The sequence below is a fragment of the Synechococcus sp. CS-1326 genome (assembly GCF_025128115.1).
Classification (GTDB): domain Bacteria; phylum Cyanobacteriota; class Cyanobacteriia; order PCC-6307; family Cyanobiaceae; genus Regnicoccus.
On record NZ_JAHLYV010000035.1, the window covers coordinates 117,392 to 140,491 of the forward strand.

Annotated in this window: 27 protein-coding genes and 1 tRNA gene; 12 read left to right on the forward strand and 16 right to left on the reverse strand. The window is 64.9% G+C overall.

The window, feature by feature from the left end; all coding sequences use genetic code 11:
- Nucleotides 1-3 precede the first annotated feature (3 nt).
- Nucleotides 4-1,275, forward strand: coding sequence for an NAD(P)/FAD-dependent oxidoreductase (locus KQ307_RS14425; RefSeq protein WP_259728368.1), 1,272 nt, complete (start codon nt 4-6; stop codon nt 1,273-1,275).
- On the opposite strand, the gene KQ307_RS14430 is transcribed toward KQ307_RS14425, so the two are convergent.
- From KQ307_RS14430 to KQ307_RS14440, 3 genes are read right to left on the reverse strand one after another with little or no spacing between them, the layout of a single operon-like run.
- Nucleotides 1,268-2,674 (reverse strand): type II secretion system F family protein, encoded by a 1,407-nt coding sequence (locus KQ307_RS14430; RefSeq protein WP_259728369.1) that lies wholly within the window; start codon nt 2,672-2,674, stop codon nt 1,268-1,270. The two genes, KQ307_RS14425 and KQ307_RS14430, sit on opposite strands and share 8 nt — an antisense overlap.
- Nucleotides 2,675-2,686: 12 nt before the next feature.
- Entirely contained in the window at nt 2,687-3,766 is a 1,080-nt protein-coding gene (locus KQ307_RS14435; RefSeq protein ID WP_259702615.1) for a type IV pilus twitching motility protein PilT, read from the reverse strand.
- 47 nt (nt 3,767-3,813) lie between these two features.
- Nucleotides 3,814-5,658, reverse strand: coding sequence for a GspE/PulE family protein (locus tag KQ307_RS14440; protein WP_259702614.1), 1,845 nt, complete (start codon nt 5,656-5,658; stop codon nt 3,814-3,816).
- A 97-nt stretch (nt 5,659-5,755) separates the two neighbouring features.
- Here KQ307_RS14440 and grpE point away from each other — a divergent pair, with 97 nt between their 5' ends.
- From grpE to rsgA, 4 genes are read left to right on the forward strand one after another with little or no spacing between them, the layout of a single operon-like run.
- Nucleotides 5,756-6,475 (forward strand): nucleotide exchange factor GrpE, encoded by a 720-nt coding sequence (grpE, locus tag KQ307_RS14445; RefSeq protein ID WP_259728370.1) that lies wholly within the window; start codon nt 5,756-5,758, stop codon nt 6,473-6,475.
- A complete protein-coding gene (gene dnaJ, locus KQ307_RS14450) occupies nt 6,475-7,584 on the forward strand; it encodes a molecular chaperone DnaJ (protein WP_259702612.1) in 1,110 nt (369 codons plus the stop codon). Before grpE ends, dnaJ begins: the two co-directional genes overlap by 1 nt.
- A gap of 20 nt (nt 7,585-7,604) precedes the next feature.
- Nucleotides 7,605-7,898: a sulfurtransferase TusA family protein gene (locus KQ307_RS14455; protein WP_259728371.1), complete on the forward strand. Its 294-nt coding sequence runs from the start codon at nt 7,605-7,607 to the stop codon at nt 7,896-7,898.
- Between the two features lie 2 nt (nt 7,899-7,900).
- Nucleotides 7,901-8,932 carry a ribosome small subunit-dependent GTPase A gene (gene rsgA, locus KQ307_RS14460; RefSeq protein WP_259728372.1) on the forward strand — a complete coding sequence of 344 codons (1,032 nt, stop codon included), beginning with the start codon at nt 7,901-7,903 and terminating at the stop codon, nt 8,930-8,932.
- Here the strand turns inward: rsgA and KQ307_RS14465 are convergent.
- The 3 genes from KQ307_RS14465 to murC are packed head-to-tail and all read right to left on the reverse strand — an operon-like array spanning nt 8,895 to nt 11,611.
- Nucleotides 8,895-9,230, reverse strand: coding sequence for a YbaB/EbfC family nucleoid-associated protein (locus KQ307_RS14465; RefSeq protein WP_259702609.1), 336 nt, complete (start codon nt 9,228-9,230; stop codon nt 8,895-8,897). The two genes, rsgA and KQ307_RS14465, sit on opposite strands and share 38 nt — an antisense overlap.
- Nucleotides 9,231-9,266: 36 nt before the next feature.
- Nucleotides 9,267-10,187 carry a UDP-N-acetylmuramate dehydrogenase gene (murB, locus tag KQ307_RS14470; protein ID WP_259728373.1) on the reverse strand — a complete coding sequence of 307 codons (921 nt, stop codon included), beginning with the start codon at nt 10,185-10,187 and terminating at the stop codon, nt 9,267-9,269.
- A complete protein-coding gene (murC, locus tag KQ307_RS14475) occupies nt 10,184-11,611 on the reverse strand; it encodes a UDP-N-acetylmuramate--L-alanine ligase (protein ID WP_399235166.1) in 1,428 nt (475 codons plus the stop codon). Before murC ends, murB begins: the two co-directional genes overlap by 4 nt.
- 172 nt (nt 11,612-11,783) lie before the next feature.
- On the opposite strand from murC, the gene KQ307_RS14480 reads away from it, so the two are divergent.
- Nucleotides 11,784-12,806, forward strand: coding sequence for a type I glyceraldehyde-3-phosphate dehydrogenase (locus KQ307_RS14480; RefSeq protein WP_259728374.1), 1,023 nt, complete (start codon nt 11,784-11,786; stop codon nt 12,804-12,806).
- An 82-nt stretch (nt 12,807-12,888) separates the two neighbouring features.
- Here the strand turns inward: KQ307_RS14480 and thiL are convergent, their stop codons facing one another.
- Together thiL and KQ307_RS14490 are read right to left on the reverse strand one after the other, a co-directional pair.
- Nucleotides 12,889-13,920 carry a thiamine-phosphate kinase gene (thiL, locus tag KQ307_RS14485; RefSeq protein WP_259728375.1) on the reverse strand — a complete coding sequence of 344 codons (1,032 nt, stop codon included), beginning with the start codon at nt 13,918-13,920 and terminating at the stop codon, nt 12,889-12,891.
- 17 nt (nt 13,921-13,937) lie between these two features.
- The gene (locus KQ307_RS14490) at nt 13,938-15,053 is read right to left on the reverse strand and encodes a peptidylprolyl isomerase (RefSeq protein WP_399235209.1); all 1,116 of its coding nucleotides are present in this window, start codon (nt 15,051-15,053) and stop codon (nt 13,938-13,940) included.
- A 116-nt stretch (nt 15,054-15,169) separates the two neighbouring features.
- On the opposite strand from KQ307_RS14490, the gene efp reads away from it, so the two are divergent.
- Both efp and accB read left to right on the forward strand, forming a co-directional pair.
- A complete protein-coding gene (gene efp, locus KQ307_RS14495) occupies nt 15,170-15,730 on the forward strand; it encodes an elongation factor P (RefSeq protein WP_259702604.1) in 561 nt (186 codons plus the stop codon).
- A 6-nt stretch (nt 15,731-15,736) separates the two neighbouring features.
- Complete coding sequence (gene accB, locus KQ307_RS14500) at nt 15,737-16,207, forward strand: acetyl-CoA carboxylase biotin carboxyl carrier protein (RefSeq protein ID WP_259702603.1); 471 nt, start codon at nt 15,737-15,739, stop codon at nt 16,205-16,207.
- A 15-nt stretch (nt 16,208-16,222) separates the two neighbouring features.
- Here accB and pdxA read toward each other — a convergent pair whose 3' ends face one another.
- Nucleotides 16,223-17,239: a 4-hydroxythreonine-4-phosphate dehydrogenase PdxA gene (gene pdxA / locus KQ307_RS14505; protein ID WP_259728376.1), complete on the reverse strand. Its 1,017-nt coding sequence runs from the start codon at nt 17,237-17,239 to the stop codon at nt 16,223-16,225.
- On the opposite strand from pdxA, the gene KQ307_RS14510 reads away from it, so the two are divergent.
- A complete protein-coding gene (locus tag KQ307_RS14510; protein ID WP_259702601.1) occupies nt 17,238-17,417 on the forward strand; it encodes a hypothetical protein in 180 nt (59 codons plus the stop codon). The genes pdxA and KQ307_RS14510 overlap by 2 nt on opposite strands.
- A gap of 37 nt (nt 17,418-17,454) precedes the next feature.
- Here KQ307_RS14510 and KQ307_RS14515 read toward each other — a convergent pair whose 3' ends face one another.
- Complete coding sequence (locus KQ307_RS14515; protein ID WP_259728377.1) at nt 17,455-18,390, reverse strand: SDR family NAD(P)-dependent oxidoreductase; 936 nt, start codon at nt 18,388-18,390, stop codon at nt 17,455-17,457.
- A gap of 34 nt (nt 18,391-18,424) precedes the next feature.
- On the opposite strand from KQ307_RS14515, the gene KQ307_RS14520 reads away from it, so the two are divergent.
- Nucleotides 18,425-18,595: a hypothetical protein gene (locus tag KQ307_RS14520; RefSeq protein WP_259728378.1), complete on the forward strand. Its 171-nt coding sequence runs from the start codon at nt 18,425-18,427 to the stop codon at nt 18,593-18,595.
- Nucleotides 18,596-18,608: 13 nt separating this feature from the next.
- On the opposite strand, the gene KQ307_RS14525 is transcribed toward KQ307_RS14520, so the two are convergent.
- Nucleotides 18,609-19,022, reverse strand: coding sequence for an HNH endonuclease (locus tag KQ307_RS14525; RefSeq protein WP_259702598.1), 414 nt, complete (start codon nt 19,020-19,022; stop codon nt 18,609-18,611).
- A 238-nt stretch (nt 19,023-19,260) separates the two neighbouring features.
- Here KQ307_RS14525 and KQ307_RS14530 point away from each other — a divergent pair, with 238 nt between their 5' ends.
- Entirely contained in the window at nt 19,261-20,850 is a 1,590-nt protein-coding gene (locus KQ307_RS14530) for a DEAD/DEAH box helicase (protein WP_259728379.1), read from the forward strand.
- Here KQ307_RS14530 and KQ307_RS14535 read toward each other — a convergent pair.
- The gene (locus tag KQ307_RS14535) at nt 20,844-21,290 is read right to left on the reverse strand and encodes a DUF6554 family protein (RefSeq protein WP_259728380.1); all 447 of its coding nucleotides are present in this window, start codon (nt 21,288-21,290) and stop codon (nt 20,844-20,846) included. The two genes, KQ307_RS14530 and KQ307_RS14535, sit on opposite strands and share 7 nt — an antisense overlap.
- Before the next feature lie 79 nt (nt 21,291-21,369).
- Complete coding sequence (locus tag KQ307_RS14540) at nt 21,370-21,930, reverse strand: AbrB family transcriptional regulator (RefSeq protein WP_259728409.1); 561 nt, start codon at nt 21,928-21,930, stop codon at nt 21,370-21,372.
- 53 nt (nt 21,931-21,983) lie between these two features.
- On the opposite strand from KQ307_RS14540, the gene KQ307_RS14545 reads away from it, so the two are divergent.
- Nucleotides 21,984-22,271, forward strand: a complete 288-nt coding sequence (locus tag KQ307_RS14545; RefSeq protein ID WP_259702596.1) for a hypothetical protein — start codon at nt 21,984-21,986, stop codon at nt 22,269-22,271.
- Here KQ307_RS14545 and KQ307_RS14825 read toward each other — a convergent pair.
- The 3 genes from KQ307_RS14825 to KQ307_RS14560 form a co-directional block, all read right to left on the reverse strand.
- Nucleotides 22,241-22,576 (reverse strand): hypothetical protein, encoded by a 336-nt coding sequence (locus KQ307_RS14825; RefSeq protein WP_311133761.1) that lies wholly within the window; start codon nt 22,574-22,576, stop codon nt 22,241-22,243. The genes KQ307_RS14545 and KQ307_RS14825 overlap by 31 nt on opposite strands.
- Before the next feature lie 53 nt (nt 22,577-22,629).
- Nucleotides 22,630-22,866 (reverse strand): hypothetical protein, encoded by a 237-nt coding sequence (locus KQ307_RS14555; RefSeq protein WP_259728412.1) that lies wholly within the window; start codon nt 22,864-22,866, stop codon nt 22,630-22,632.
- A 160-nt stretch (nt 22,867-23,026) separates the two neighbouring features.
- A tRNA-Gly gene (locus tag KQ307_RS14560) sits at nt 23,027-23,098 on the reverse strand.
- Between the last annotated feature and the right edge of the window lie 2 nt (nt 23,099-23,100).

Below are 23,100 nucleotides of genomic sequence, written 5' to 3' on the forward strand. Positions count from 1 at the left end.
TCCATGCTGCCCTTTGACCGGTTTCTGGTGGTGGCGGGCGGTGGACCGGCCGGCTTCATGGCTGCCATCACGGCGGCGGAGCGGGGGGTGGTGGGCGTGCTGCTGCTGGAGTCCACCCCGCAGGCGCTCGGCAAGGTGCTGATCAGTGGTGGTGGCCGTTGCAATGTCACCCATGCCTGCTGGGATCCCCGGGCCCTGGTGGGCCATTACCCGCGGGGGGGCAAGGCCCTGCGGGGGCCGTTCAGCCGCTTTGCCACCGGCGACACGCTGGCCTGGTTCGCCGAGCGCGGCCTGGAGCTGGTGGAGGAACCAGACGGAAGACTGTTTCCACGCAGCAATCGCTCCAGTTCCGTTGTCCAGTTGCTGGAGGCTTCCGCGAAGGCGGCAGGGGTCAGCCTCTGGCGGGGGGCGGCATTGCGGTCGGTGGAGCCGCTGCCCCAGGGGGGCTTTGGCCTGCAGCTGCGGCTCACCGCTGATGCCCAGGGGCAAGGCCAGCAGCGGTTGAGCTGCTCCCAGCTGCTGCTGGCCACCGGCGGCCATCCCAGTGGCCGGCAGCTGGCGGCCCAGCTCGGTCACAGCCTGGTGGCGCCGGTCCCCTCCCTGTTCACCCTGGCCCTGGAAGCCAATCCTCTCGCTCAGCTCAGCGGCGTGGTGATGGATCCGGTCGAGCTGGAACTGGTGCTGCCTGATCAGCGCTTCCGTCAACGGGGTCCGGTTCTGATCACCCACTGGGGCCTGAGCGGCCCGGCCACCCTGCGGCTGACAGCGTTTGCGGCCCGCGCCCTCAAGGAGTGCGGCTACCGGGCCGAGTTGCGCGTCGACTGGTGTGGTGGCCGCTCCCGGGCGGAGCTGGAGGAGGTTTTCGCCAAGGCGCACCGGGAGCAGGCCAGGCGTCAGCTGGCCAACTGGCGGCCCTGGCCGGAACTGAGCCGGCGCCTATGGAGTCACCTCCTGGAAGCCCATTCGGTCGATGCAGCCAAGCGTTGGGCTGATCTGAGCCGCCCGGAGCAGCAGCGTCTGGTGGTTGCCCTGGGCGCCAGCCGCTACCGGGTGAAGGGCCGCGGCCCCTTCGGCGAGGAGTTCGTGACGGCCGGCGGCGTGGCCCTGGGGGAGGTCAACCTCGCCACCATGGAGAGCCGATTGCAGAAAGGGTTGTATTTCGCTGGTGAACTCCTTGATGTGGACGGGGTGACCGGTGGCTTCAATTTCCAGCATTGCTGGAGCTCTGGCTGGCTGGCTGGATCGGCGATCGGGACCTTGGCTTCACTCACCTGATCTTGTCGTAGATGGAGAACATCGGTAGATACATGGCCAGCAGGATTGCGGCCACGATGATTCCGACCAGCACGATCATCACCGGCTCCAGAAGGGAGGTGAGAGCCTTCACCGCGGCGGCCACCTCGTCTTCGTAGAAATCCGCCACTTTGGAGAGCATTTTGTCCATTTCCCCTGTTTCTTCTCCGACTTCCAGCATGCTCAGGGCCATCTCCGGGAACACCTTCTTTTTCGAGAGGGCCACACTGAGGGGGATTCCGTTCTGGAGTTCGGAACGGGCCGCTTCGATCGCATCGCCGATCACGGAATTGTTGGTTGTTTCCCGGACGATTTCAAGCGCCATCAGGATCGGTACGCCCGCCCGACTGAGCGAGCTGAAAGTGCGGCAGAACTGAGCTGTGGCTGTTTTCTGGATCAGATCGCCGAACAGGGGGAGCTTCAACAGGGCTCCATCCACCTGGCGCCGACCGACAGGGGTCTTGTAGAAGCCCCGGAACAGCCAGGCGGCGATCACGATCACACCGATCAGGTAGATCGAGAATGGGGATCGCAACAGGGCACTGATGTTCACCATCAGCTGGGTGAAGGGGGGGAGATCGGCGCCGAGCTGCTCGAAGATGGTGGCGAAGGTGGGAATCAGGAAGATCGTCATCCCCAGGAAAACCAGAACGGCGATGACCAGAACGGCCACCGGATAGCCCATCGCTCCCTTCACCTGGTTCTGCAGCCTGGCGTTCTGCTCGAGCAGCAGGGCCAGACGCTGGAGGGTTTCATCCAGCACGCCCCCGAGTTCCCCGGCTTCGATCATCGCCACACTGAGCCGATCAAACACCTTGGGCCATTTGCGTGTCGCTTTGCCGAGGCTCTCGCCCTCGCTGATGTCCCGGCCGATCGACACCAGGGCGCGACGGAACAGTGGTTTCTTCTGTTGAGCCGCCAGCAGGGTCAGGCTGCGCACGATCGGCACGCCGGAATCCACCAGGGCCGAGAGTTTGTTGGCGAAGAGGGCCTTGTCCCGGATGGTGGGCTTGGCTTCGAAGAAGGCGCCGAGGTCGCGGCTGAGCAGGTTGCAAGCCTTGGCCTTCGCCTGGGTGGCCTGGCTGGAGCGGGTTGCGGCGAGGGGAATGATCGAGCTGGGTCTGATGCCGCGTCTGCGCAGTTCCCGCCTGGCCGATTCCAGGTCTGCGGCAGTGATCTGCTGCTGTTTGGTTCGGCCCTGCCTGTCGGTGTAGGTGGCGGCGAAGGAGGGCTGTGCTGCCGTCCTGGCTGGAATCAGGGAGCTGGGAACGATGCCGCGACGGCGCAGATCCCGCCTGGCGCTGACCACGTCCACAGCTGTGACCTGGAGTTCTCTGGTTTCGCCGCGGGGGGTGGTGAAGGTGGCGAGAAAGGAAGCCATGGCTGGGCGCGATCAGGTGCCGCTGACGAGCAGGCGGTTCAGTTCCTCCGGCTTGGCCGAATGGGAGCGGGCTTCGTCGAGTTCGATGTCGCCGATGGCGACGAGGTTGGCGAGGGCTTTTTCCATGGTCTGCATCCCCAGCTGGCCGCCGGTCTGAATCTGGGAATAGATCTGGGCCGTTTTGCCTTCCCGCACCAGGTTGGCCAGGGCCGGGGTGTTGACCATGATTTCCTGGGCCATCACCCGGCCGAAGGCGTGGCGGCCAGGGTGACTCCGCCTGCAGAGCGTCTGGGCGAAGATCGCCGCCAGGCTGCCGCTGAGCTGAACCCGCACCTGGGTCTGCTGAGATCCGGGGAACACATCCACCATGCGATCGACGGTCTGAGAGGCGGAACTGGTGTGCAGGGTGGCGAAGACGAGGTGACCGGTTTCAGCAGCGGTGATCGCCAGCTGAATGGTTTCGAGATCACGCAATTCGCCGACGAGAATCACGTCGGGATCCTCCCGCAGGGCCGCCCTGAGAGCATTGCCGAAACTTTTGGTGTCCTCATTGACCTGCCGTTGATGGATCAGGCTGCGATCGCTCTTGTAGGTGAATTCGATCGGGTCTTCGATCGTGATGATGTGCTTGGCTGTGTGATGATTGATGTGATCCAGCATCGAGGCCAGGGTGGTGCTCTTGCCGGATCCCGTCGGTCCCGTGATCAGCACCAGCCCGGAAGGTCGGTTGGTGATCTCAATGACAACGGGCGGAAGGTTGAGATCCTGTGGAGTTGGGATGTTGCTGCTCAAGGCTCGCAGGCAGGCCGCGTAGGTGCCTTTCTGGCTGTAGACGTTGACGCGGAATCGGGCCAGATCCCGCAGGCCATAGGAGCAATCCAGCTCCCAGGTCTGCTCCAGTTGTTTGCGTTGGCCGTTATTGAGGATCGAGAAGATCATCCGGTTGCAGGCTTCTTCCGTCAGGGTCTGCTCGTGCATCGGCCTGAGCTCTCCGTTGAATCTGCCGAAGGGGGGCTGGCCGGCGCTGAGGTGCAGGTCACTGCCGTTGTCCTGAACCAGCTTCTCCATCAACTCTTCAATCTGGACCTCCATGGTGTTTCAGCGAAGAATGAAAGGGTTGTTTCCGGTGACTGCCTGGATCATTCGCGTGGGGTGAGGCAGTAAGGGCATTCCAGCCACTCGCTCTTGAGGCCAGCCCCGCATCCCTGGCAGGTGAGTGTGGTGAGGGCTCGAATCCTCCGCTCCGACTCCAGCTCCGTATCGGTGAGCAGCATGCGCTCCACTTCCTCCAGAGTTGTGTATCCTTCCCTCACCAAATCCAGTCCATAGCCTAGCAGGGTTTTCATGCCTGCATCCAGGGAGATCTTGCGGATCACATCGGTGCTGGCCCCCTGGGAAATCGCTGTGGCCAGCGTGTCGTTCACCCGCAAGACCTCATAAACACCGATTCTTCCCTTGTAGCCCCTTCCCTGGCAAGTCGGGCAGCTTGGTTGATTCCCGTCATGGGAATGATTGGCCCGGTAGAAGCTGATCCGCTCCTCCTGGCTGGCCAGCAGTCCGAAGTGGCCCAGCTCCTCTTCGCTGGGGTGATAGCTGATCCGGCACTGCATACACAGACGCCGCAGCAGCCGTTGGGAGACGATCCCCAGCAGGGAGGCGCTGACCATGAACGGTTCGACTCCCATTTCCTGGAGGCGGGCAATGGCGCTCGGCGCATCGTTGCAGTGCAGGGTGGTCAGCACCAGGTGGCCGGTCAGGGCGGCCTCGATGGCCGTCTTGGCGGTTTCCCCATCCCGGGTCTCGCCCACCAGCAGCACATCGGGGTCCTGCCGCATGAAGGCCCTCAGGGCGGTGCTGAAGTTGTACCCCTTGTCCCGGTTCACCTGGGTCTGGGTGATTCCCTTCAGCGAATATTCGATCGGGTCTTCCACCGTCGAGATGTTGATGCCCGGGTCATTGCGCTCGGAGAGCAGGGCATAGAGGGTCGTGGACTTACCGGACCCGGTCGGCCCTGTCACCAGAACCATCCCGAACGGTTTGGAGCCGAGCGCCCGCACCTTGGCCAGGGCGGCGGCATCGGTGATCAGCGACCCCAGGCTGAGCTGGGCGGAGCTGCTGTCGAGCAGCCGCATCACCACTTTTTCGCCCCAGCGGCCCGGCAGGGTGCTGACCCGCAGTTCGATCGACCGCCCTTTGAACACGCGGCGGATGCGTCCGTCCTGGGGCATCCGCCGCTCGGCGATGTCCAGGTCGGCCATGATCTTGAGCCGGGAGGTGATCGCGGGGATCAGCGATTTCGGCAGCTGCTCGAGGGGATGGAGGACGCCGTCCTGGCGAAAACGGATCTGCAGCCCGTCTTCCTGGGGCTCCACGTGGATGTCGCTGGAGTCCGTGTCGAGGGCCTGGATCAGGATTCTGTTCACCAGGCTCACCACTGGTGACGCGTTGGAGGCGCTGAGGCTCGATTCCAGGTTCAGGGCTCCGTCCTGTTCCTGTTCCTCTTCGGCCAGCTGCTCGTCGAGGCTGAGATCCTCCAGCAGGGAGATTCGGGCGGGCGGTGGAGGCAGCGCTCCGGCTGGAATCTGGGTTTCCGGCCTGGTGGCTGCCGAGTCAGCGTCCGGTGGTGGCGACCCACCCAGCAGGCGATCGGCCAGCACCGCTTCGATTTCCTGTTTCAGGCCAAGCCGCAGGTCGGTCTGCAGGCCGCTGCGGGCCACTGCGCTGGTGATGGCTTCACGCTGCTCTGGACCCCAGTCGGCCGGCACTGCCACGACGAGGCGTTCGCCGATCCGGCGCAGGGGCAGGCAGCCGAAGGCCTGCCAGCCGGCCGCATCGATCGAGGCGCAGGCCCGCATCGCCTGCGGATCAGCCTGTTGCAGTTCACCGGCCCGCAGCATCCGCTCCCCCAGCAGCAGCTCCCGCTCGATCCGCTGCTGGTCGGATTGGGGGAATTCCGGCACGGGCCGGGAGACGGAACGCGTCATGGGCTGGGGGGGTGTTTGAAGGTGCGGGCTTCCGCCGCTTGTGGGAGGTGCGCTCCGACGTCCAACATGTCTAGGAGCGATTGGCGGTCAAGTCAGCATGAGTGGAGAAGCCTCACCCGTTCAACAGGAACCGTTCACTCCTGTGGACGATGTCCAGGATGGCACCCCCCAGCCCTCCGAATCCCAGGCCCCGACTGAAGAGGTTGCCAGCCCAGGCGATCCCGACGGCCAGGCCTCTGCCGGCCTGGAGTCGGAGTCGGTCACCGACCCCGCTGAACGGGTGCGGCAGCTGGAGGTCGAGCTGGCCAGTCTCCGGGCCGAGCACGACACCGTCCGCAGCCAGTACATGCGGATCGCGGCCGATTTCGATAACTTTCGAAAGCGCCAGAGCAGGGATCAGGACGACCTGCGACTGCAGATCACCTGCTCCACCCTCAGTGAGATCCTGCCGGTGGTCGACAACTTTGATCGGGCTCGCCAGCAGCTGGCTCCCCAGAGTGAGGAAGCCCAGGGGTTGCATCGCAGCTATCAGGCGCTCTATGAGCAGCTGGTCAAGGTGTTCAAACAGCTTGGGGTGGCGCCGATGCGCGTTGAAGGAGAGCCCTTCGATCCCAAACTGCATGAAGCCGTGCTGCGCGAACCCAGCGACCAGTTCGCCGAAGACGTTGTTGTCGAGGAGCTTCAACGGGGCTACCAACTCGACGGCCGCGTTCTGCGCCATGCTCTTGTCAAAGTGTCGATGGGTCCGGGCCCAGCCACTCCTTCGGCTTCCCAGCCCGCTCAGGACGACAAGAGCACCGGTGAGGATGCGCACTGATGGCCGATTACTACGACCTGCTGGGTGTGGGTCGCGATGCCGATGCCGACACCCTCAAACGTTCCTACCGACGCCTGGCCCGGCAGTATCACCCGGATGTGAACAAGGATCCGGCGGCGGAAGAGCGTTTCAAGGACATCGGCCGCGCCTACGAGATCCTCAGCGACCCCCAGACCCGCGCCCGCTATGACCAGTTCGGCGAGGCCGGTGTCTCCGGGGGCGGTGCTCCCGACATGGGCGACATGGGTGGTTTCGCTGATCTGTTCGAAACCTTCTTCAGTGGTTTCGGTGGCCCAGCGGCTGGAGGTGCACCGCGCCGCCGGGGCCCGCGCCAGGGTGATGATCTGAGGCTGGATCTGAACATCAGCTTCAACGAAGGGGTGTTCGGCCAGGAACGCGATGTGCAGATCCGCCATCTGGAAACCTGCTCCACCTGCCAGGGATCCGGGGCGAAGTCAGGCAGCGGCCCCACCACCTGCGGCACCTGCAGCGGGTCGGGCCAGGTTCGTCGAGCCACCCGCACACCTTTCGGCAGCTTCACCCAGGTGGCTCCCTGCCCGACCTGTGAAGGCACCGGCCAGGTGATTGCCGATCCCTGTGGCGATTGCGGTGGTCAGGGGGTGCAGCAGGTGCGCAAGAAACTGCGCATCACCATCCCGGCCGGCGTCGATTCAGGCACCCGTCTGCGGGTCAGCGGCGAAGGGAATGCTGGCCAGCGTGGTGGCCCTGCCGGCGATCTTTACGTCTACCTGTTCGTGCAGGCCCACGACAAGCTGCGCCGTGACGGCATCCACATCCATTCGGATGCGACGGTGAACTATCTCCAGGCAATCCTGGGTGACAAGATCGAAGTTGACACCGTTGATGGTCCTGAGTCCATCGAGATTCCGGCCGGCACCCAGCCGGGCGCCGTGCTCACCCTGACGGCCAAAGGGGTGCCGAAGCTGGGGAATCCGGTGGCCAGGGGCAACCATTTCCTCACGGTGAAGGTGCAGCTGCCCACCAAGGTCAGCAGCCATGAACGGGAGCTGCTTGAGCAACTGGCCGGTCACCATTCTGAAAAGGGCCACCCCCACAAGAGCGGGCTTTTCGGCGGGCTCTTCGGTTAATTCCTTCGCCAGCGAGCGCCATGGTGGTGGAAAGACCCGAACCCCCGCAGGATTCCCAGCCACGGCAGCGGCTTGATCTGCGGGGAACCCCTTGCCCTGTCAATTTCATTCGCAGCCGCCTGAAACTTGAATCCGTCGCTCCGGGTGCCTGGCTGCAGATTGACCTCGATGGAGGCGAACCGGAGCGAATGGTGGCCGAAGGCTTGCGGGCCGAGGGTCACTGGGTTGTCACCCAGCCGCTGCCGATCGAGATGGCCTGCAGCACGGCCCAGCCGGCCGGAGTGCGGTTGCTGGTCTGCCGCAGCGGCGCCTAGGCATGGCAACCGAACCTGTCGTGTCCGGTCTGGTGGTGGCTTTGCAGGCGAATTTCTGCCAGGTGCAGCTGGATTTGCCTGGCCCCGGCGGCCTCGAGCGTCTGCTCTGTGTTCGCCGCAGCCGCCTTGGTAAATCCGGTCAGCAGGTCTGTGTGGGAGACAGCGTCGAGCTCGATGGTCTCGACTGGGTTGCCAGGCGTGGCGCCATCGTGGCCCTGAAGCCCCGCAGCAGCCTGCTGGGCCGACCGGCCGTGGCGAACTGCAACCGGGTTGTGGTCATGGTCGCCCTGGCGGAACCTGATCTCGACCCTCTCCAGCTCACCCGGTTCCTGCTCACTGCCGAGGCCACGGCCCAGGCGGTCGAGCTGGTGTTCTCCAAGGCGGACCTGCTGCCGGGGGAAGCCGTGCAGGGCTGGTTGCGGCGGGTTGAGGCCTGGGGTTATCAGCCCCTGGCATTCAGCCTGACCACGGGGGAGGGGCTGACGGAGATTCGCCAGCGACTCTGCAAGCCCGGCCTTGCCGTGCTCTGCGGTCCGTCCGGGGTGGGGAAGAGCAGCCTGCTCAACGCCCTGGCTCCGGCCCTGGCTCTGCGGGTGGGGAGGGTTTCCGGCAAGCTGCGGCGGGGTCGGCACACCACCCGTCACGTGGAGCTGTTTTCCCTGGCAGCAGGGGCCCTGCTGGCCGACACACCGGGATTCAACAGGCCGGAGATTCCGGCGGATCCCAACCGGTTGGCAGCTCTGTTTCCGGAGGTGGTGGGGCGGCTGGCCCTGGGGCCCTGTCGCTACACCAACTGCCTGCACCAGGGAGATCCCGGTTGTGCGGTCGGCACCGACTGGGACCGCTATCCCGCCTATCGCCAGTGTCTTCAGGAGTTACTGGACCCCGGGCCGGCGGTGCCTGAGCGGCGCCAGCCGAAGCGCGATGCGCGCCTGAGGGAGACCTCCCGTCGCAGCCGCCGCCAGCAGGAGCAGGATCAGGGCGAATCGCTCCGCTTCACCCCCCGAGGCCCGGCAGATTCAGGCCACCGGTGAGCTCTTCCATCCGTTCCTTCATGGTGGCCGTCGAGCTGTCATAGGCCGCCTTGAGAGCCTCGAAGGCGGCGGCTTCGGTGGCGGCTGTCCCTTCGGCCACCAGCTCTGGCGCGAATCGCACCCGAATCGGTTGCTGGTTGCCCGAAAGCCAGACGCTGGCCCGTCCGTCGGCGCTGCTGCCCTCCACTTCCATGGCATCCAGTTCGTCCTGAAGCTTCTGGGCGTCCTGCTGAATCTGCTGGGCCTTGCGGAAGGCTTCCGTCAGCTGACCGAAGTTGGGGAGTCCGAAGCCGGCCATGCCAGGAATGCGAGAGGGCTGCAGGCTAGATCCTGGTCATGCGGGCGCCCATGGCTGTGAGGCGAAGTGCCCGAGGCGTTTCACTTCCGTGTGCAGATCAATCCGGTGGGAGCCGTGCACCCGTTGCTGGACAGCCTGAATCAACGCCTCGATGTGATCGGCGCGGGCGGCCCCGGTGTTGACGATGAAATTGGCATGCACGGGGGACACCATGGCCCCGCCAATGGTGAGACCCTTCAGGCCAAGATTTTCGATCAGTTGTCCGGCCTTTTGCGGTTCCGGATTGCGAAAAACGCTGCCGCCGCTGGGTTGGTGGTAGGGCTGGCTGGTGGTGCGGCTGTGCAGGTTGGCTGTCGTCCTCCGGCTGATCTCGACAGGATCGTGACCTGGACTGAGCCGGAAGCTAACGGCGAGAACGAGCAGGGGCTCCTCTTGCAGTCGACTGTGTCGATAGGCGAAGTCCAGCTCGGACGCCTTCAGGGTGAAGGGTTGCTTCGAGCCGCCGGGTTCGAGCACGGTGACCGATTCAAGCCATTCCGCCGTGCAGCCCCCCTGGGCCCCCGCATTCATGACGGCGGCACCCCCCACCGTGCCTGGAATCCCCACGGCCCATTCCAGACCGCTGAGCCCGGCCCTCGCCACCCGCCGGGCCAGGCTCGGCAGCGGTTCGCCGGCCTTGGCCTCCACCGAGCCGCTGGCCGCCTCCAGGCGGCTTCCCTGGAGGCGGCGATTGCAGAGGACCAATCCCTCCAGGCCCTCGTCGCTGATCAGCAGGTTCGAGCCTGCCCCGATCAGCTGTAGGGGGAGGCCCTGCCGGCTCGACCAGTCCGCCAGGCTGATCAGTTCAGCCGTCTGGGCCGGCTCGGCGAACCATTGGGCCTCTCCCCCCACTTTCCAGGTGGTGTAGGCGTCGAGCCGCACCTGCTGGCGCAACCCATCCGGGACGCCTGCGTTCATGCGATCAGGCTCGGCTCGAGCCGCTCGAAAAGGCCGTTCACATCCCCGGCCCCCATCACCAGCACCAGATCGCCGTGCCGACAGTGGCGACAGACCTGCCGGGCCAGATCATCCAGGTCGGCGGCCACATGGACGGCCAGGTCAGAACGAACCTGACGGGTTTCGTGGGCCAGCAGTTCGCTGGAGATTCCCGGGATCGGCGTTTCCCCGGCGCTGTAGAGGGGTGCCAGCATCACCAGGTCGGCCAGGGCCAGGGCGCTGGCGAATGGGCCCATGAACTCGGCTGTGCGGCTGTAGCGATGGGGCTGGAACAGGGCCACAACCCGGCGCGGCGGGATGGGCAGCGGGCTGCGGCCGCTCTCCACCATCAGCCTTGCCATCCGCAGGGTGGCCTCCACCTCGCTGGGATGGTGGGCGTAATCGTCGACGATCAGTCGCCCCTCGACGCTGCCCCGGAAGTCGAAGCGACGGCCGGGAGCCTGCAGAAACTGAATCGGGGCGGTCAGATCGGCAAAGGGGATCCCCTGCAGGCGGCAGGCGGCCAGGGCCGCGGTGGCATTGCTCAGGTTGTGACGGCCTGGAACGGGAAGGCAGAAGCGGCCGACGCAGACCCCCGCCTCGAAGAAGTCGGCAACGGTGCCATCCCCTTGTTCATCCACCGCAATGGCGGCGAAGTCGGCACCTTCGGTTGTTTCGATCGACCACCAGACGCTGGGGTGAAAATGGGTTCGCAAGACGGGGTCGTCCCGGTTGGCCAGAACCGTTTCACAGCCGGCAGCGAAGCTGCGGAGCGTTTCGATCAGGGCTTCGAGGTTCGGATAGTGATCGGTGTGGTCCAGTTCCAGATTGGTGATCAGCCCAAGGCTGGGTCGGAACTTCACCAGGGAACCATCGGACTCGTCCGCTTCGGCCACCAGCAGCCGGCCTTGTCCGGCCCGGGCGTTGCTGCGAAAGGCCGGGACGATTCCGCCGATCACGGCGGTCGGATCGTTACCGGAGGCCTCGAGCAGGGTGGCGACCAGGGTGCTGGTGGTTGTTTTGCCATGGCTGCCGGCCACGGCGATCGAGGGCTGGCTGTTGATCAGGGCGGCCAGGACATCCGAGCGGTGGACGACCGCCAGCCCCGCTTTGTGCGCCGCCTCCAGCTCAGGGTTGCCGCTGGGCACCGCGCTGCTCACCACCACCAGCGGCGCCCGAACCATGTCCGCGCAGAGGGCTTTGATCGTGGCGGCGCTCTGGTCCAGGTGAACCCGCACACCACGTTGGCGCAGATCCCTGACAGCAGCTGTGTCCCGGCTGTCGGAGCCACTGATCTGAAATCCTCGGTCCGCAAGAATCACAGCCAGGGCCGACATGCCGATTCCACCGACTCCGATGAAATGCAGAGGCTGGTTGGGATCGAGCAGCAGTGTCAAGGGCGTCACCACAACGGCCTGAAACTTAAACGGTGATTCCCCCTCCGGCCTGCCAGGCGGGTGGGCAGCCGACTGGACTGGCAGGACAGCGCCGCAGGACTGCTCCCCTGGAATGGCCAGAAGGCAATTCTGTATGATCGGCATCCAAAACCTATTCTGACGCGGTTTTCCCGTTGCTGCTATGACCCTGCGTGTTGCGATCAATGGTTTTGGCCGGATCGGTCGCAACTTCATGCGCTGTTGGTTGAGCCGTGGCGAAGCGACGGGAATCGAGATCGTTGGGCTCAATGACACCTCTGATCCCCATACCAACGCTCACCTGCTCGAGTACGACTCGATGCTCGGCAAAATCAGGAATGCTGAAGTCAGCTATGCCGATAATGCCCTGATTGTCAACGGCCGCACGATCAAATGTTTTTCGGATCGCAATCCGCTCAATCTCCCCTGGAAGGAATGGGGGGTTGATCTTGTCATTGAGGCTACCGGCGTCTTCATCGACAAGGACGGTGCCGGTAAGCACCTGCAGGCAGGAGCCAAGAAGGTGCTGATCACCGCGCCCGGCAAGGGACCAGGCATCGGCACCTACGTTGTGGGTGTGAACGAAGACCAATACACCCATGGTGCATTCGACATCATCAGCAATGCCAGCTGCACCACCAACTGCATGGCTCCTGTCGTCAAGGTGCTGGATCAGAGCTTCGGCATCGTCAAGGGCACGATGACCACAACCCACAGCTACACTGGCGACCAACGCATTCTCGATGCCAGCCACCGCGATCTGCGCCGCGCCCGTGCTGCTGCCATCAATATCGTTCCAACCTCCACTGGTGCCGCCAAAGCCGTTGCACTGGTATACCCGCCGATGGAGGGAAAGCTCAACGGAATCGCCATGCGGGTTCCGACTCCCAATGTTTCCGTGGTTGACCTTGTCATTGAAGTCAGCCGAGGCACCAGCAAGGAAGAGGTCAATGCGGTGCTGAAACAGGCTTCCGAGAACGGCATGAAGGGCATCATTAAATTCTGTGATCTTCCTTTGGTCTCCTCCGATCACGCCGGCACCGATGAATCGGCGATTGTGGATGCTGATCTCACCTTGGTGATGGGCGATAACATGGTCAAAGTCATCTCCTGGTATGACAACGAATGGGGCTACAGCCAGCGGGTTGTGGACCTCGCCGAAGTGGTTGCTCGCCAGTGGCAGTGAGGCTATCGCCTTGATCTGAACGGGTAGCGCCGCTTTCGCCAAAGGAATGCCTACGGCATCCTTCGTGGATGACTGGCTTGGATCACTGGAAATGGCCGAAGCTATCCGTCTCCAGCAGCAGCGGCTCACCGCTTGACCAGCCCACAGGCTGAGTTGCTTTCGTCCCGCCGGAGAGGATGCCTTCAGGAGGTTTCTCCTTCAATCTGCCGATCTCCACCGTTCCGGGCAGGGCCCTCAGCAACGCCGCCGCCCAGCTGGGATCGAGGGCCAGTACCAGTTCGAAATCTTCACCTCCCCCCAGGCACCAGGCTTCCGCATCGCCCAGAGCCTTCATCTCCTCGGCAAGGGGCAGGGCATGGCGATCAAGTTCCGCATCGCATTGGCTGGTCCGGGCGATGGCGGCCACGGCGGCGGCCAAGCCATCACTGCTGTCGGTGCCGCCCACTCGCCATCTCAGTCCGCTTGGCCGTGTTTCCGCCAGGGCCACCACGGCATCGAGGCGTGGCACCGGACGCCGGTGGGCGTTGAGGGCCAGATCCCGCAGCTCCGGGCTGATGGAGCTCAGCACGGGCTCCCGGCGCAACAGAGCCAGTCCCAGGCGACTCAGGCCATGGGGGCCTGTGCTGATCAGCCGATCACCGGGCCTGCCATCGCCACGCCGGATCGCTCCTTCCGCACCCAGCCTGCCCAGGGCCGTGATCGCCAGCAGGCGCTGCTGGCCACGGCTGCAATCGCCCCCCAGCAGATGGCCTCCATGGCAGTCCAGGGCCTCACTGAGTCCCCTGTAGACACCCTCCACCCAGCTCCAGCGGGTGGAGGCAGGGGCCACCAGGCCAACGGTCAGGCCGATCACCTCGCGGCAGCCCATCGCCGCCAGATCGGACAGGTTGGCGGCGGCGGCCCGCCAGCCCAGGTCGGCCGGCCCCATCGTTGTCTCACTGAAGTGAACGTCCTCCACCAGCATGTCGGTGTTGATCACCAGCACGGCACCGCTGCGTTCCGCCAGCAGGGCTGCGTCATCGTCGAGCTGGCCGGGTGGGGCGAATCCGGCGATCCGCTCCAGCAGGCCTGACTCACCCAGCTCGGCCAGGGTGAGATTCTCCTGCTCAGCCATGGATGCGAGGCAGCGGTTCAGCCATGGGGCCGCAGGTTCTCGGCCCCTTCCAGAACGGTGGCTTTGACGATGCCGTCTGTGGCGCTGAGCTCCTGCAGGACATCGAAGCCATCGACCACGTAGCCGAAGGCCGCATAGCGGCCGTCGATCAGGTTGAGTCCGGCCGGGGTGAGTTCCGCTTCAAAGAGGAAAAGGAAGAACTGGGAGGAACCATCGTCGAGGGCTTCGTCGGAATGGGCCCAGCCGAGCGTCCCCTTGGTGGCGAATGGCAGGACCGGTGTTGCCTTGAACAGTCCCAGATCCTCGAAGGTCTGGTTGTAGAACGGCTGGTCTTCGCCAGGCACACGGATTTCCAGCGGCACCCGGCGTTGCTGCCTGGTGGTGGGGTCCACGAAGCCATCACCAGGACCGGCGGGATCTCCGCTCTGGAGAACATAGAAATCTTCGGCGCGGCTGAATGGCAGGCCGTCATAGAAGCCCCGCTGAACCAGATCCACGAAGGCGCCGGCTGTGATCGGCGCGTTGTAGCCGTCCACCACGGCGGTGAGGTCGCCTTTGGTGGTGGTGATCTGAACGGTTGCCCGACCGAGCAGCCGCGGCAGTGCCGTGAATTCGGCGGGGATCTCGAACGGGAACGGCCCGACCAGCAGCGCTTCAGCGGTGCCGATGCTGCCCAGGGCGGCCCGCCGGGCGTCTAGGAAGGCGTCGCGGTTCTGGACCTCGCTGGCCTCGAAGAGATCCTGAAGCTGGGTCTCCAGGTGGTCCAGCAGAACCGTGGCTTCGCTCTGGTCGGCGGCAGGGAAGGCGTTCAGCAGGGCGACATGACGGCTGCTCAGCAACGACTGGCTGCGGCGCACCGCGCTGGAGAGGGCACTCCAGCGCTTGGCCCGGAGTTCGTCGCTGGTGGCCTCCAGCCTGTGCTGCAGATCCTGAAGGTCGCCAGCCGGAATGGGGAGGGCGTTGCGCAGCAGGGCGGTGGGATCGCTGACCGCATTGCCGGGGGGGAGGGCGGCCCGGGCTGCCGCTGGGCCGCCGAGGCCGGTGATCAAGCCCAGCAGAGCGACCAGAAGAATGGCCAGGCTCCGACCGATCCAGCGGGTGGGATCGACAGCTCGGGTTGATCGGATGTGGATGTTTGGCAAGACTGATCCAGCCGATCATCGGACTTTGGCACGGCTGGCAGGTCAGGCTCCTGGTGGCTTGGCGAAGGAAGGGCAGCCGTACAATCCCGCTCTGATGTCGCTCCGGAATGATCTCCAGCAACGATTTTCGGACAGGCACCACGATCGAGCTGGATGGGCAGGTCTGGCGCGTCGTCGAGTTTCTCCATGTCAAGCCCGGCAAGGGGTCGGCATTCGTGCGCACCAAGCTGAAGGCTGTCCAGAGCGGCAGCGTTGTCGACAAGACGTTCCGGGCTGGGGAGACGGTGGCCCAGGCGGTGCTTGAGAAATCAACCTTGCAGCACACCTACATGGAAGTCGATGAGTACGTATTCATGAACATGGCGAGTTTTGAGGAAACCCGGCTCACGGCCAAGCAGATCGGAGATGGGCGCAAGTACCTCAAGGAAGGCATGGAGGTGAGTGTGGTGTCCTGGAACGGATCGCCCCTGGAGGTGGAACTTCCCAACTCCGTGGTGCTGGAGGTCACCCAGACCGACCCCGGCGTGAAGGGCGACACAGCCACCGGCGGCACCAAGCCGGCGATCGTGGAGACGGGAGCCCAGGTGATGGTGCCGTTGTTCATCACAATCGGCGAGAAAATCAAGATCGATACCCGCACCGACAGTTATCTGGGCAGGGAGTCCTGAGGCGCCATGCAGCTTGACCATGACCAGCTTCATCGCCTGCTCGCTGTCCTTGAGCAGAGCGATATCCAGGAGCTCAAGCTCGAAGGCGACGACTTCCGGCTTGAGGTACGCCGCAACCTGCCCGTTGCCGCTGCGCCGGCCCCGGTCGCTCCCGCCCTGCCGGTTGCCGCTTCGCCGGCAGTGGCAGCGGTGCCCGCCCCAGCCCCGCCGCCTCCGGCCGCACCCATCCGAACCGATCTTGTCGACATCACAGCACCGATGGTCGGCACCTTCTACCGGGCCGCAACACCCGGCGATCCACCGTTCGTTGAACTGGGCAGCCGCATTGCCGCCGGTCAGCCGGTCTGCATTCTCGAGGCGATGAAGCTGATGAATGAGCTGGAGGCTGAGGTGAGCGGAGAAGTGGTCGAAATCCTGGTGGAGAACGGCACCCCCGTCGAGTACGGACAGGTGCTGGTCCGGGTCAAGCCGGTCTGAACCGCAACCGCTGGTTCAGCCCAGTTCCCAGGCGGTCTCCAGGGCCGCCTCCATGCTCCGGGATCTGGCGATGCCCTGTCCGGCGATATCGAAGCCGGTGCCGTGATCCGGTGAGGTGCGCAGAAATGGCAGACCGAGGCTGGTGTTCACGGCTTCGTCGAAGGCCAGCAGCTTGACCGGGATCAGCCCCTGGTCGTGATACAGCGCCAGGTAGCCGCTCGGACCACGGCAGTCACCACGCCAGGCGGCAGCCGCCCCCAGCCAGCAGGTGTCGGGTGGCAGGGGGCCGAGCAGTTCCACCTCAGGATGACGGCGGCGCCAGCGCTCCAGGCTGGGAATCAACCAGTCCTGCTCTTCGCGGCCCAGCAGGCCTGTTTCCCCCGCATGGGGATTCAACCCGGCCACCACCAGTTGCGGCCTGGGCTCAAAGCGTCGGCAGAACGCCAGCAACACGTCGAGCTTGCGTTCCACCAGGGCGGGGCTGAGCTGGTGCGCCACCTCCTTGAGCGGGATGTGGGTGGTCGCCAGCAGGGTGTTGAGCCGCCACTGGCCCCGTGGGGCCCGGGCGGTGAACAGCATCGATGGTTCGCCCCCCCCGCACAGTTCCGCCAGCCGCTCCGTCTGGCCTGGATAGGGGTGGCCCGCCGCATGCCAGGCCTGCTTGGCGATCGGGGCCGTGGTGAGGGCCTGGCATGCGCCGCTGCGCACCAGCTCGGTGGCGGCGCTCAGCCAGGCGAAACTGGCGGCTCCACTGGCGGCGTTGCCGCGACCGGGTTCCACGGCGCCCTCAAGGGGCAGATCGAGCATGGCGAGGTTTGATGGATCGGCCAGGGCCACTGAACTGACGTCCCGGAGGGCGGCATGGGTGCGTTCCAGCCAGCGGCGACAACCGACCAAGAGCACCTCGATTCCCCGTCCCTCCAGAGAGGCGAGGGCCTTCAGGCTCACCTCGGCGCCGATGCCGGCGGGGTCCCCGAGGCAGAGGGCGATGCGCCGTTGCTTACGCTGAGGTCTGGGGATCGTTGGACCCATGATCCGTTGGCTGCTGATTGGATCGATGTTCTTCGCTCTGGGCACAGGGATGCAGCGGGGCTGGATCTCGATCGACTGGTGCCGCTTCCTGGCCGACACCAAATTGCCGACCTTGAACAATCTCTCGCCGGACGCCACGCCCGTGTGCGCGCCGACGACCGGAGCAACCAGCCGTTGATGGCCTCAGATCCCGGCCTCCTCCGGTGCTGCCGAGCTCATCCGGCCTTGCGAGCCCAGCTGCTTTCCTCCTCCAGGCTGGCACGGTAACCCGCGCGGAAGCAGGGGTAGCGCAGCTTGTAGCCGAGCTCCCGGCAGAGCCTGCGGTTGCTGGCCCGCCGGTTCTCGGCCCAGAAGCTGCGCGCCATCGGGCTGAGGCTGGCGGCGACATCCCCGTAACGCTCCACCTCCGGAAGCTTGCAGCCCACCAGATGGGCTGCGTAGCCCAGGGACTCACTGGAAGGGCAGGGGCGATCATCGGCCACGTTGATCAGGGAAGGCCGCTGGCTTGGAGCCAGGCGCAGGCAATGCAGCAGGGCGCCAACGATGTCGTCGACATGGATGCGGCTGAACACCTGGCCAGGTTTGTGGATCAGTCGGCTGCTGTTGTCCCGCAGGCTCTGGAACGGGGATCGGCCGGGGCCGTAGATCGCCGGCAGGCGAAACACCTGCACCGGCCAGCCGCTTCCCAACCAGGCCTGCTCGCAGGCCAGCCGGGCCAGGGAGCGCTGGGCGCCTGGCAGAGGGTTGGCCGACTCATCGACCCAGTCCCCGCCCCGGTCTCCGTAGACCCCGGTGGTGGAGAGATAGCCGAGCCATTGCAAGGGAAGCTGGGCCAGGAGTGGATCCAGGCTGCCCAGCGCCGGATCGAGCCCCTGGCGATCAGGAGGGATCGTCACCAGCACATGGCTCACCCCGGCCAGGGCCCCCGGATCGAGCTGGTTGGCCCCTTCCCCGGAATCAAAGTGAACCCACTGCAACGCATCGCCATTGCCTTCCGGCCCTGTGCCGGTGTCCGGGGGGGAGGCCTGGCGATGGGTGATGGTCACGGCCATGCCCTGGTCCAGGGCGGCCCTGGCCAGGCGAAGCCCGCTGTAGCCGCCACCGAGCACCAGCAATCTGCCCCCCAGGGGATTGACAATCGAGCCTGTCATCAGTACACCTGTACCATCTTCAATCCGTTGATCGATGACCGCTTCCCTGGGCTCCTCTTCACGACGTCTGGGCCGCTCGGCTGCGCCTGCCATTCTGGCCGCTGGCCTGCTGCTGGCCGCCGCCGTGGTCGCACCGGAGCGGCCTGGCGATCAGGAGGAGATCTGTCTGCGCCACAACAGCCCGGCCATCTGCCGTGTCTGGTGAGCCGGTCAACCGTTCAGGCCGCCTGGAGCATCAGGCCGCCTGGACCCTGGTCCGTTGCGATTCCGGGGCCATGAACGGGTTTTTCCGGTGTGGCCCACTGCAAGAGCCGCACGGCAAGCCGCAGGTCGCCATCCATCCAGGCTCGAATCGCCATGGCCCGTCGCGGGTCGTAGAAGCGTTGTTGCCGATACCAATCAAAAGCATCGGCATCACTCTTGTGGCCATTGCAGGCCAGGCAGGCCGGGACGCAGTTGGCGGTCACACTCAGGCCACCTCGGCAACGTGGCATCAGGTGATCGATGGATTCAGAACGATCGCCGCAATAAATACAACGATGATGGGTGTGTTTGTGCAGGGATTGTCGCCAGTGACGGACCCTTAGTTTGGGGCAGAGTTCTTCAAGAAAGACCGCATCTCTGGCGTGCATCCTCTTGATTCAATTGCGAGCATTGTGCACCCACCTCCTCGGCTGTCAATGTGTCGAACACTGCATTTTGATTGCTTCGCCAGCCGCTGATCGGCGAACCCGGCCCACCTAGATTCCGATGCTGCCGCTGTGGTGATTGTCTCTGGCCTGGGGCTCCTCTGGTTCGGTTTGCGCCATCCCCGATCCGTGTGGATGGGCAGCGACAGCGACGTGTCGGCTCGGTCTGGGTGCCAGCGGCTTGATCGAGGTGGTCTCCCCCTTCGATCCCGTCACCCAGGCCCAGTTGCGCGCTGTTCGTCCCCGGGGCGTCTGGCGATCCCGCCGACTTCGCTGGGAGTTCCCGCTGGAGGCAGCCCTGGCCCTGCGCAAGCTGCTGGGCGGACGGTTCCGGATCGATCCCGAGCTGGCGGAATGGATGGCCTGGCTGGAGCAGCCCCTGCCCCCTCTGCCCCCCCATCGGGCCCTGGTGGCAGCGGCCCAACTGGAGCAGCCGTTGTCCGATGGGCGCCGGCTCTTCCCCCATCAGCGACTGGCTGCCCGCTGGCTGCTGGCCCGCCGCGGTGGGCTGCTCGCCCACGCCATGGGCCTCGGCAAAACCCTCTCGGCCCTGGCGGCAGCCAGGGCGATGGTGCGCCTTGCCGCCTGTCGCATTGCCGTGGTGGCTCCGGCCGGTCTGCATGCCCACTGGCGCCAGGAGTCGATGGCGCTCGGGCTCGAACTGGAGCTGATCAGCTGGGGCCGGCTACCCACCAGTCTGCCTCCGGCCGGCACGGTGCTGATCGTGGATGAGGCCCACTACGCCCAGAACCTGTCGGCCGTGCGCACCCAGTCCCTGCTGCGTCTGGCGCGACACCCGCGCCTGCGGAGCATCTGGCTGCTCACCGGCACACCGATGAAGAACGGTCGCCCATCCCAGTTGTTCCCACTGCTGGCCGCGATCGGTCATCCGCTCGGCCGCGATCAGCAGGGGTTCGAGCAGCGCTATTGCCAGGGTCACTGGCGTCAGGTCGGCGGACGTCAGCGTTGGCAGGCTTCCGGGGCTGAGCGGCTCGAGGAACTCCAGGATCTGACCCGCCCGTTGCTCCTTTATCGCCGCAAGCAGGACTGCCTCGATCTACCTCCGAAACGGCGGGAATTCCATCCTGTGGAACTCTCGGCCAGCCAGGCCAGGGGCTTTGAGCACCTGTTGCAGGGCAAGGTGGATCATTACCGCCGTCGGGCGGCCCTGGGGATTGTCAGGCCCGACGCAGAGGCGCTGGCGATGCTCACGGCCCTGCGCCAGATCGGAGCCCAGTACAAGCTGCCGGCGGCGGAGGAGCTGGTGGCGGGGCTGCTCAGGCGACAGCAGGCCGTGGTCGTGTTCACAGCGTTCCTGGCTGCCGCAGAACGGCTGCAGGAACGGCTGGGTGGCGCCCTGCTCACCGGCCGGTTGAAGCCTGCTGAACGGCAGGGCCAGGTGGATTTGTTTCAGGGAGGTCACACGTCTCTGCTGATCGCCACCTTCGGCACGGGAGGCCTGGGCTTCAATCTGGGTCGGGCTGCCCATGTGGTGTTGCTGGAGCGACCCTGGACTCCCGGGGATGCCGAACAGGCGGAAGACCGTTGCCATCGGATCGGCATGGGCGGCCCCCTCACCAGCCATTGGTTGCAGCTTGGCGTGGCTGATCAGCTGGTCGATGACTTGATTGCCAGCAAGGCAGGGCGTGTTGCGCTGCTGCTGGAGGGCAGGCAGACCAGCCTGCGGAGGACCCGTCTGCCGGCGTTGGTGCAGACGCTGATCAAGACCTGGGCAAGCGGGGCGCCAGCGCAGGGCGAGCCCGATCAGTAGCTGTAGCGCCCGCCCCGGCTGGTCCCGCTGCTGGGGAGCGGAACGGCTCCGCCTGTGGACGACTGGCTGGGGGAGGCTTCCGGCGCCTTCTCAGCTCCATAGAGAGCCCCCAGATACTGGCCGCAGTCGGGATAGGCGCTGGGCTCCTTGACCACGGCCTCGGTGATCATCACAGCTGCGTGCTCCGGTGATGTCTTGAACAGGCTGTCGCTCTGGCGCTTGATCAGGGCGTAGGCCGCCGCCCAGCTCACTTCATGGTTGTTGCCTGACCTGCGCATGAAGCAGTACACCTCCGCTCCTTTGCTGGAAGCACTCGTGGCGCTCGGCTGGGCGGTCTGGCTGAGCAGGGGCAAGGGGAGGGCAAGAGCGGCGAGCGCAGGCACCAGGCTGAGGCCGAGGCGCATCAGGGGCTGGAGCAGGTGGGGACGACGGGAAAGCATGGTGATGTCGGGGATGCCAGCGGCACTGGGCCCAACGTATCGGTCGCTCTGCGGCTGTCGAGCTTGACCGCGACCGGACTCAGTTGGAGGCGTGACCAGCTGTGGCTGAGACCACCAGGCGCACCGTGACCGGCAGGACCAGCAGCACGGTGATCAGTCGCACCGCATGGAGAGCGGCCACGGCGGCCCCGACCCCGAACTCGGCGCCCACCAGGCTCATGCCGCTGATGCCGCCGGGAGCAGCCCCCAGCAGCATGATGACGGGATCGACCCCCAGCCATCGGCTGCACAGCAGCCCGACGAGCAGACCGGTGGCCACCAGAGTCAGGGTGATCACGATGGCGGGTCGCCAGAGCTGACGCAGCTCCAGCAATGCTCTGTTGGTGAGCGTGGTGCCGATCACCGTGCCGATGGCGATCTCCAGCAAGGTGCGTGTGCCCGCAGGCCATTGGGCCGCTTCAAAGCGCCCGCTCATGCTGATCAGACCAGCCCCCAGCAGGGCCCCGGCCAGAGGAGCGGCTGGGATTCCCGTGCGCAGGGCCAGCAGGCCTCCGACCAGGCCCCCCAGGATGTAGAGCCCCAAACTGACGGTCGATGGCATGGTCGGAGCTGTCGGGAGGGTCCAGGCAGTTTGGGAGATGGCTTGAGTCTGGGCTCGATCTGTGTTGTCATCAGCCTTACTGCTCCGTTGAGATGTCACCTGAATCGGTTTCCTTCCGGATCACTCGCAATGCCGAAGACCTCGCTGAGACGGTCAGCGCGCTCTCCCATCGGCTCGTGCGGATGGAGCAGCGCCTGGGCGCCCTGGAAATGGCCATGGATCGTCGTCAATCCCCCGAGCCGGCCGAACTCGAAGCCCTCGCCCACGTGGAAGTGCTGCTGCGCGATTGCCGGCTGCTCCTGGAGGAGCCAGTGGTGCCGCAAGCTTCCGAGTTCCGGGAGTTCGACCCTCAGCGCGAATCCTTTTCCAACGCCGCCTGACCCTGTTTCTGACCCTGATGTGTCGCACCAAACCCGGGAGGGATGACAGAATGAAAAGAAATGCAACCATGGCGAACACCTATCCCGCCTGCCCTCTGCCCAAGACGACCGGCGCGGAAGGCCACCCATTCAGCTCGGTCCGCAAAACCAGTTCCGGTTTCTTCGAGGGCGGTCACCAACTTGAAAAACTTGAATTCTCCCTGGCCGTTGCGGTGGCCAGAGGCGATCAGTACAAGGTTGATCAGCTTCGCTCCGAGATTGCTGCCCTCGGTGATGACGGTGAAGAGCCCGGCACTTGATTCCATCGGGAGTTAAGCTATCAATGGGCACATTGCCTTGCTGACTGCTTATTTTGCTTTCACTTCAACTTCAAACCAAGAATACGCCGGCCAAAGCTGATCCATTTTATCGGGATCAGCGTGCTGTTCTGCTCACGGAACTCCGTCTTCACGAGACTGAAGCAGCTGCGGCCGCTGCCCTCGGTGACCTGCCCCGAGCCGCTCGAGGCATTCTCAAGGCACTCGATTGTGAACGGCGTGCCAACACACTCGGTCCCCAGGTGCTTCAGCTGATCAAGCCACGCCCCTGAGGCCATGATTCACCTGTTCAAAAGCTGAACGATCAAGCTCAAACCTTCAGTTCAATCAGAAAATCAGATCCCTTTCAGTTTCCGATCGAACCAACAACATCTCTTTCGGTCAAACTTTAATCGAATCTCAAGAAGGAAACAGAGCGGCTTGAGATCGTGTGCTGAAAGCGGGTGACCGGATTCGAACCGGCGACGTTCAGCTTGGGAAGCTGACATTCTACCACTGAATTACACCCGCAT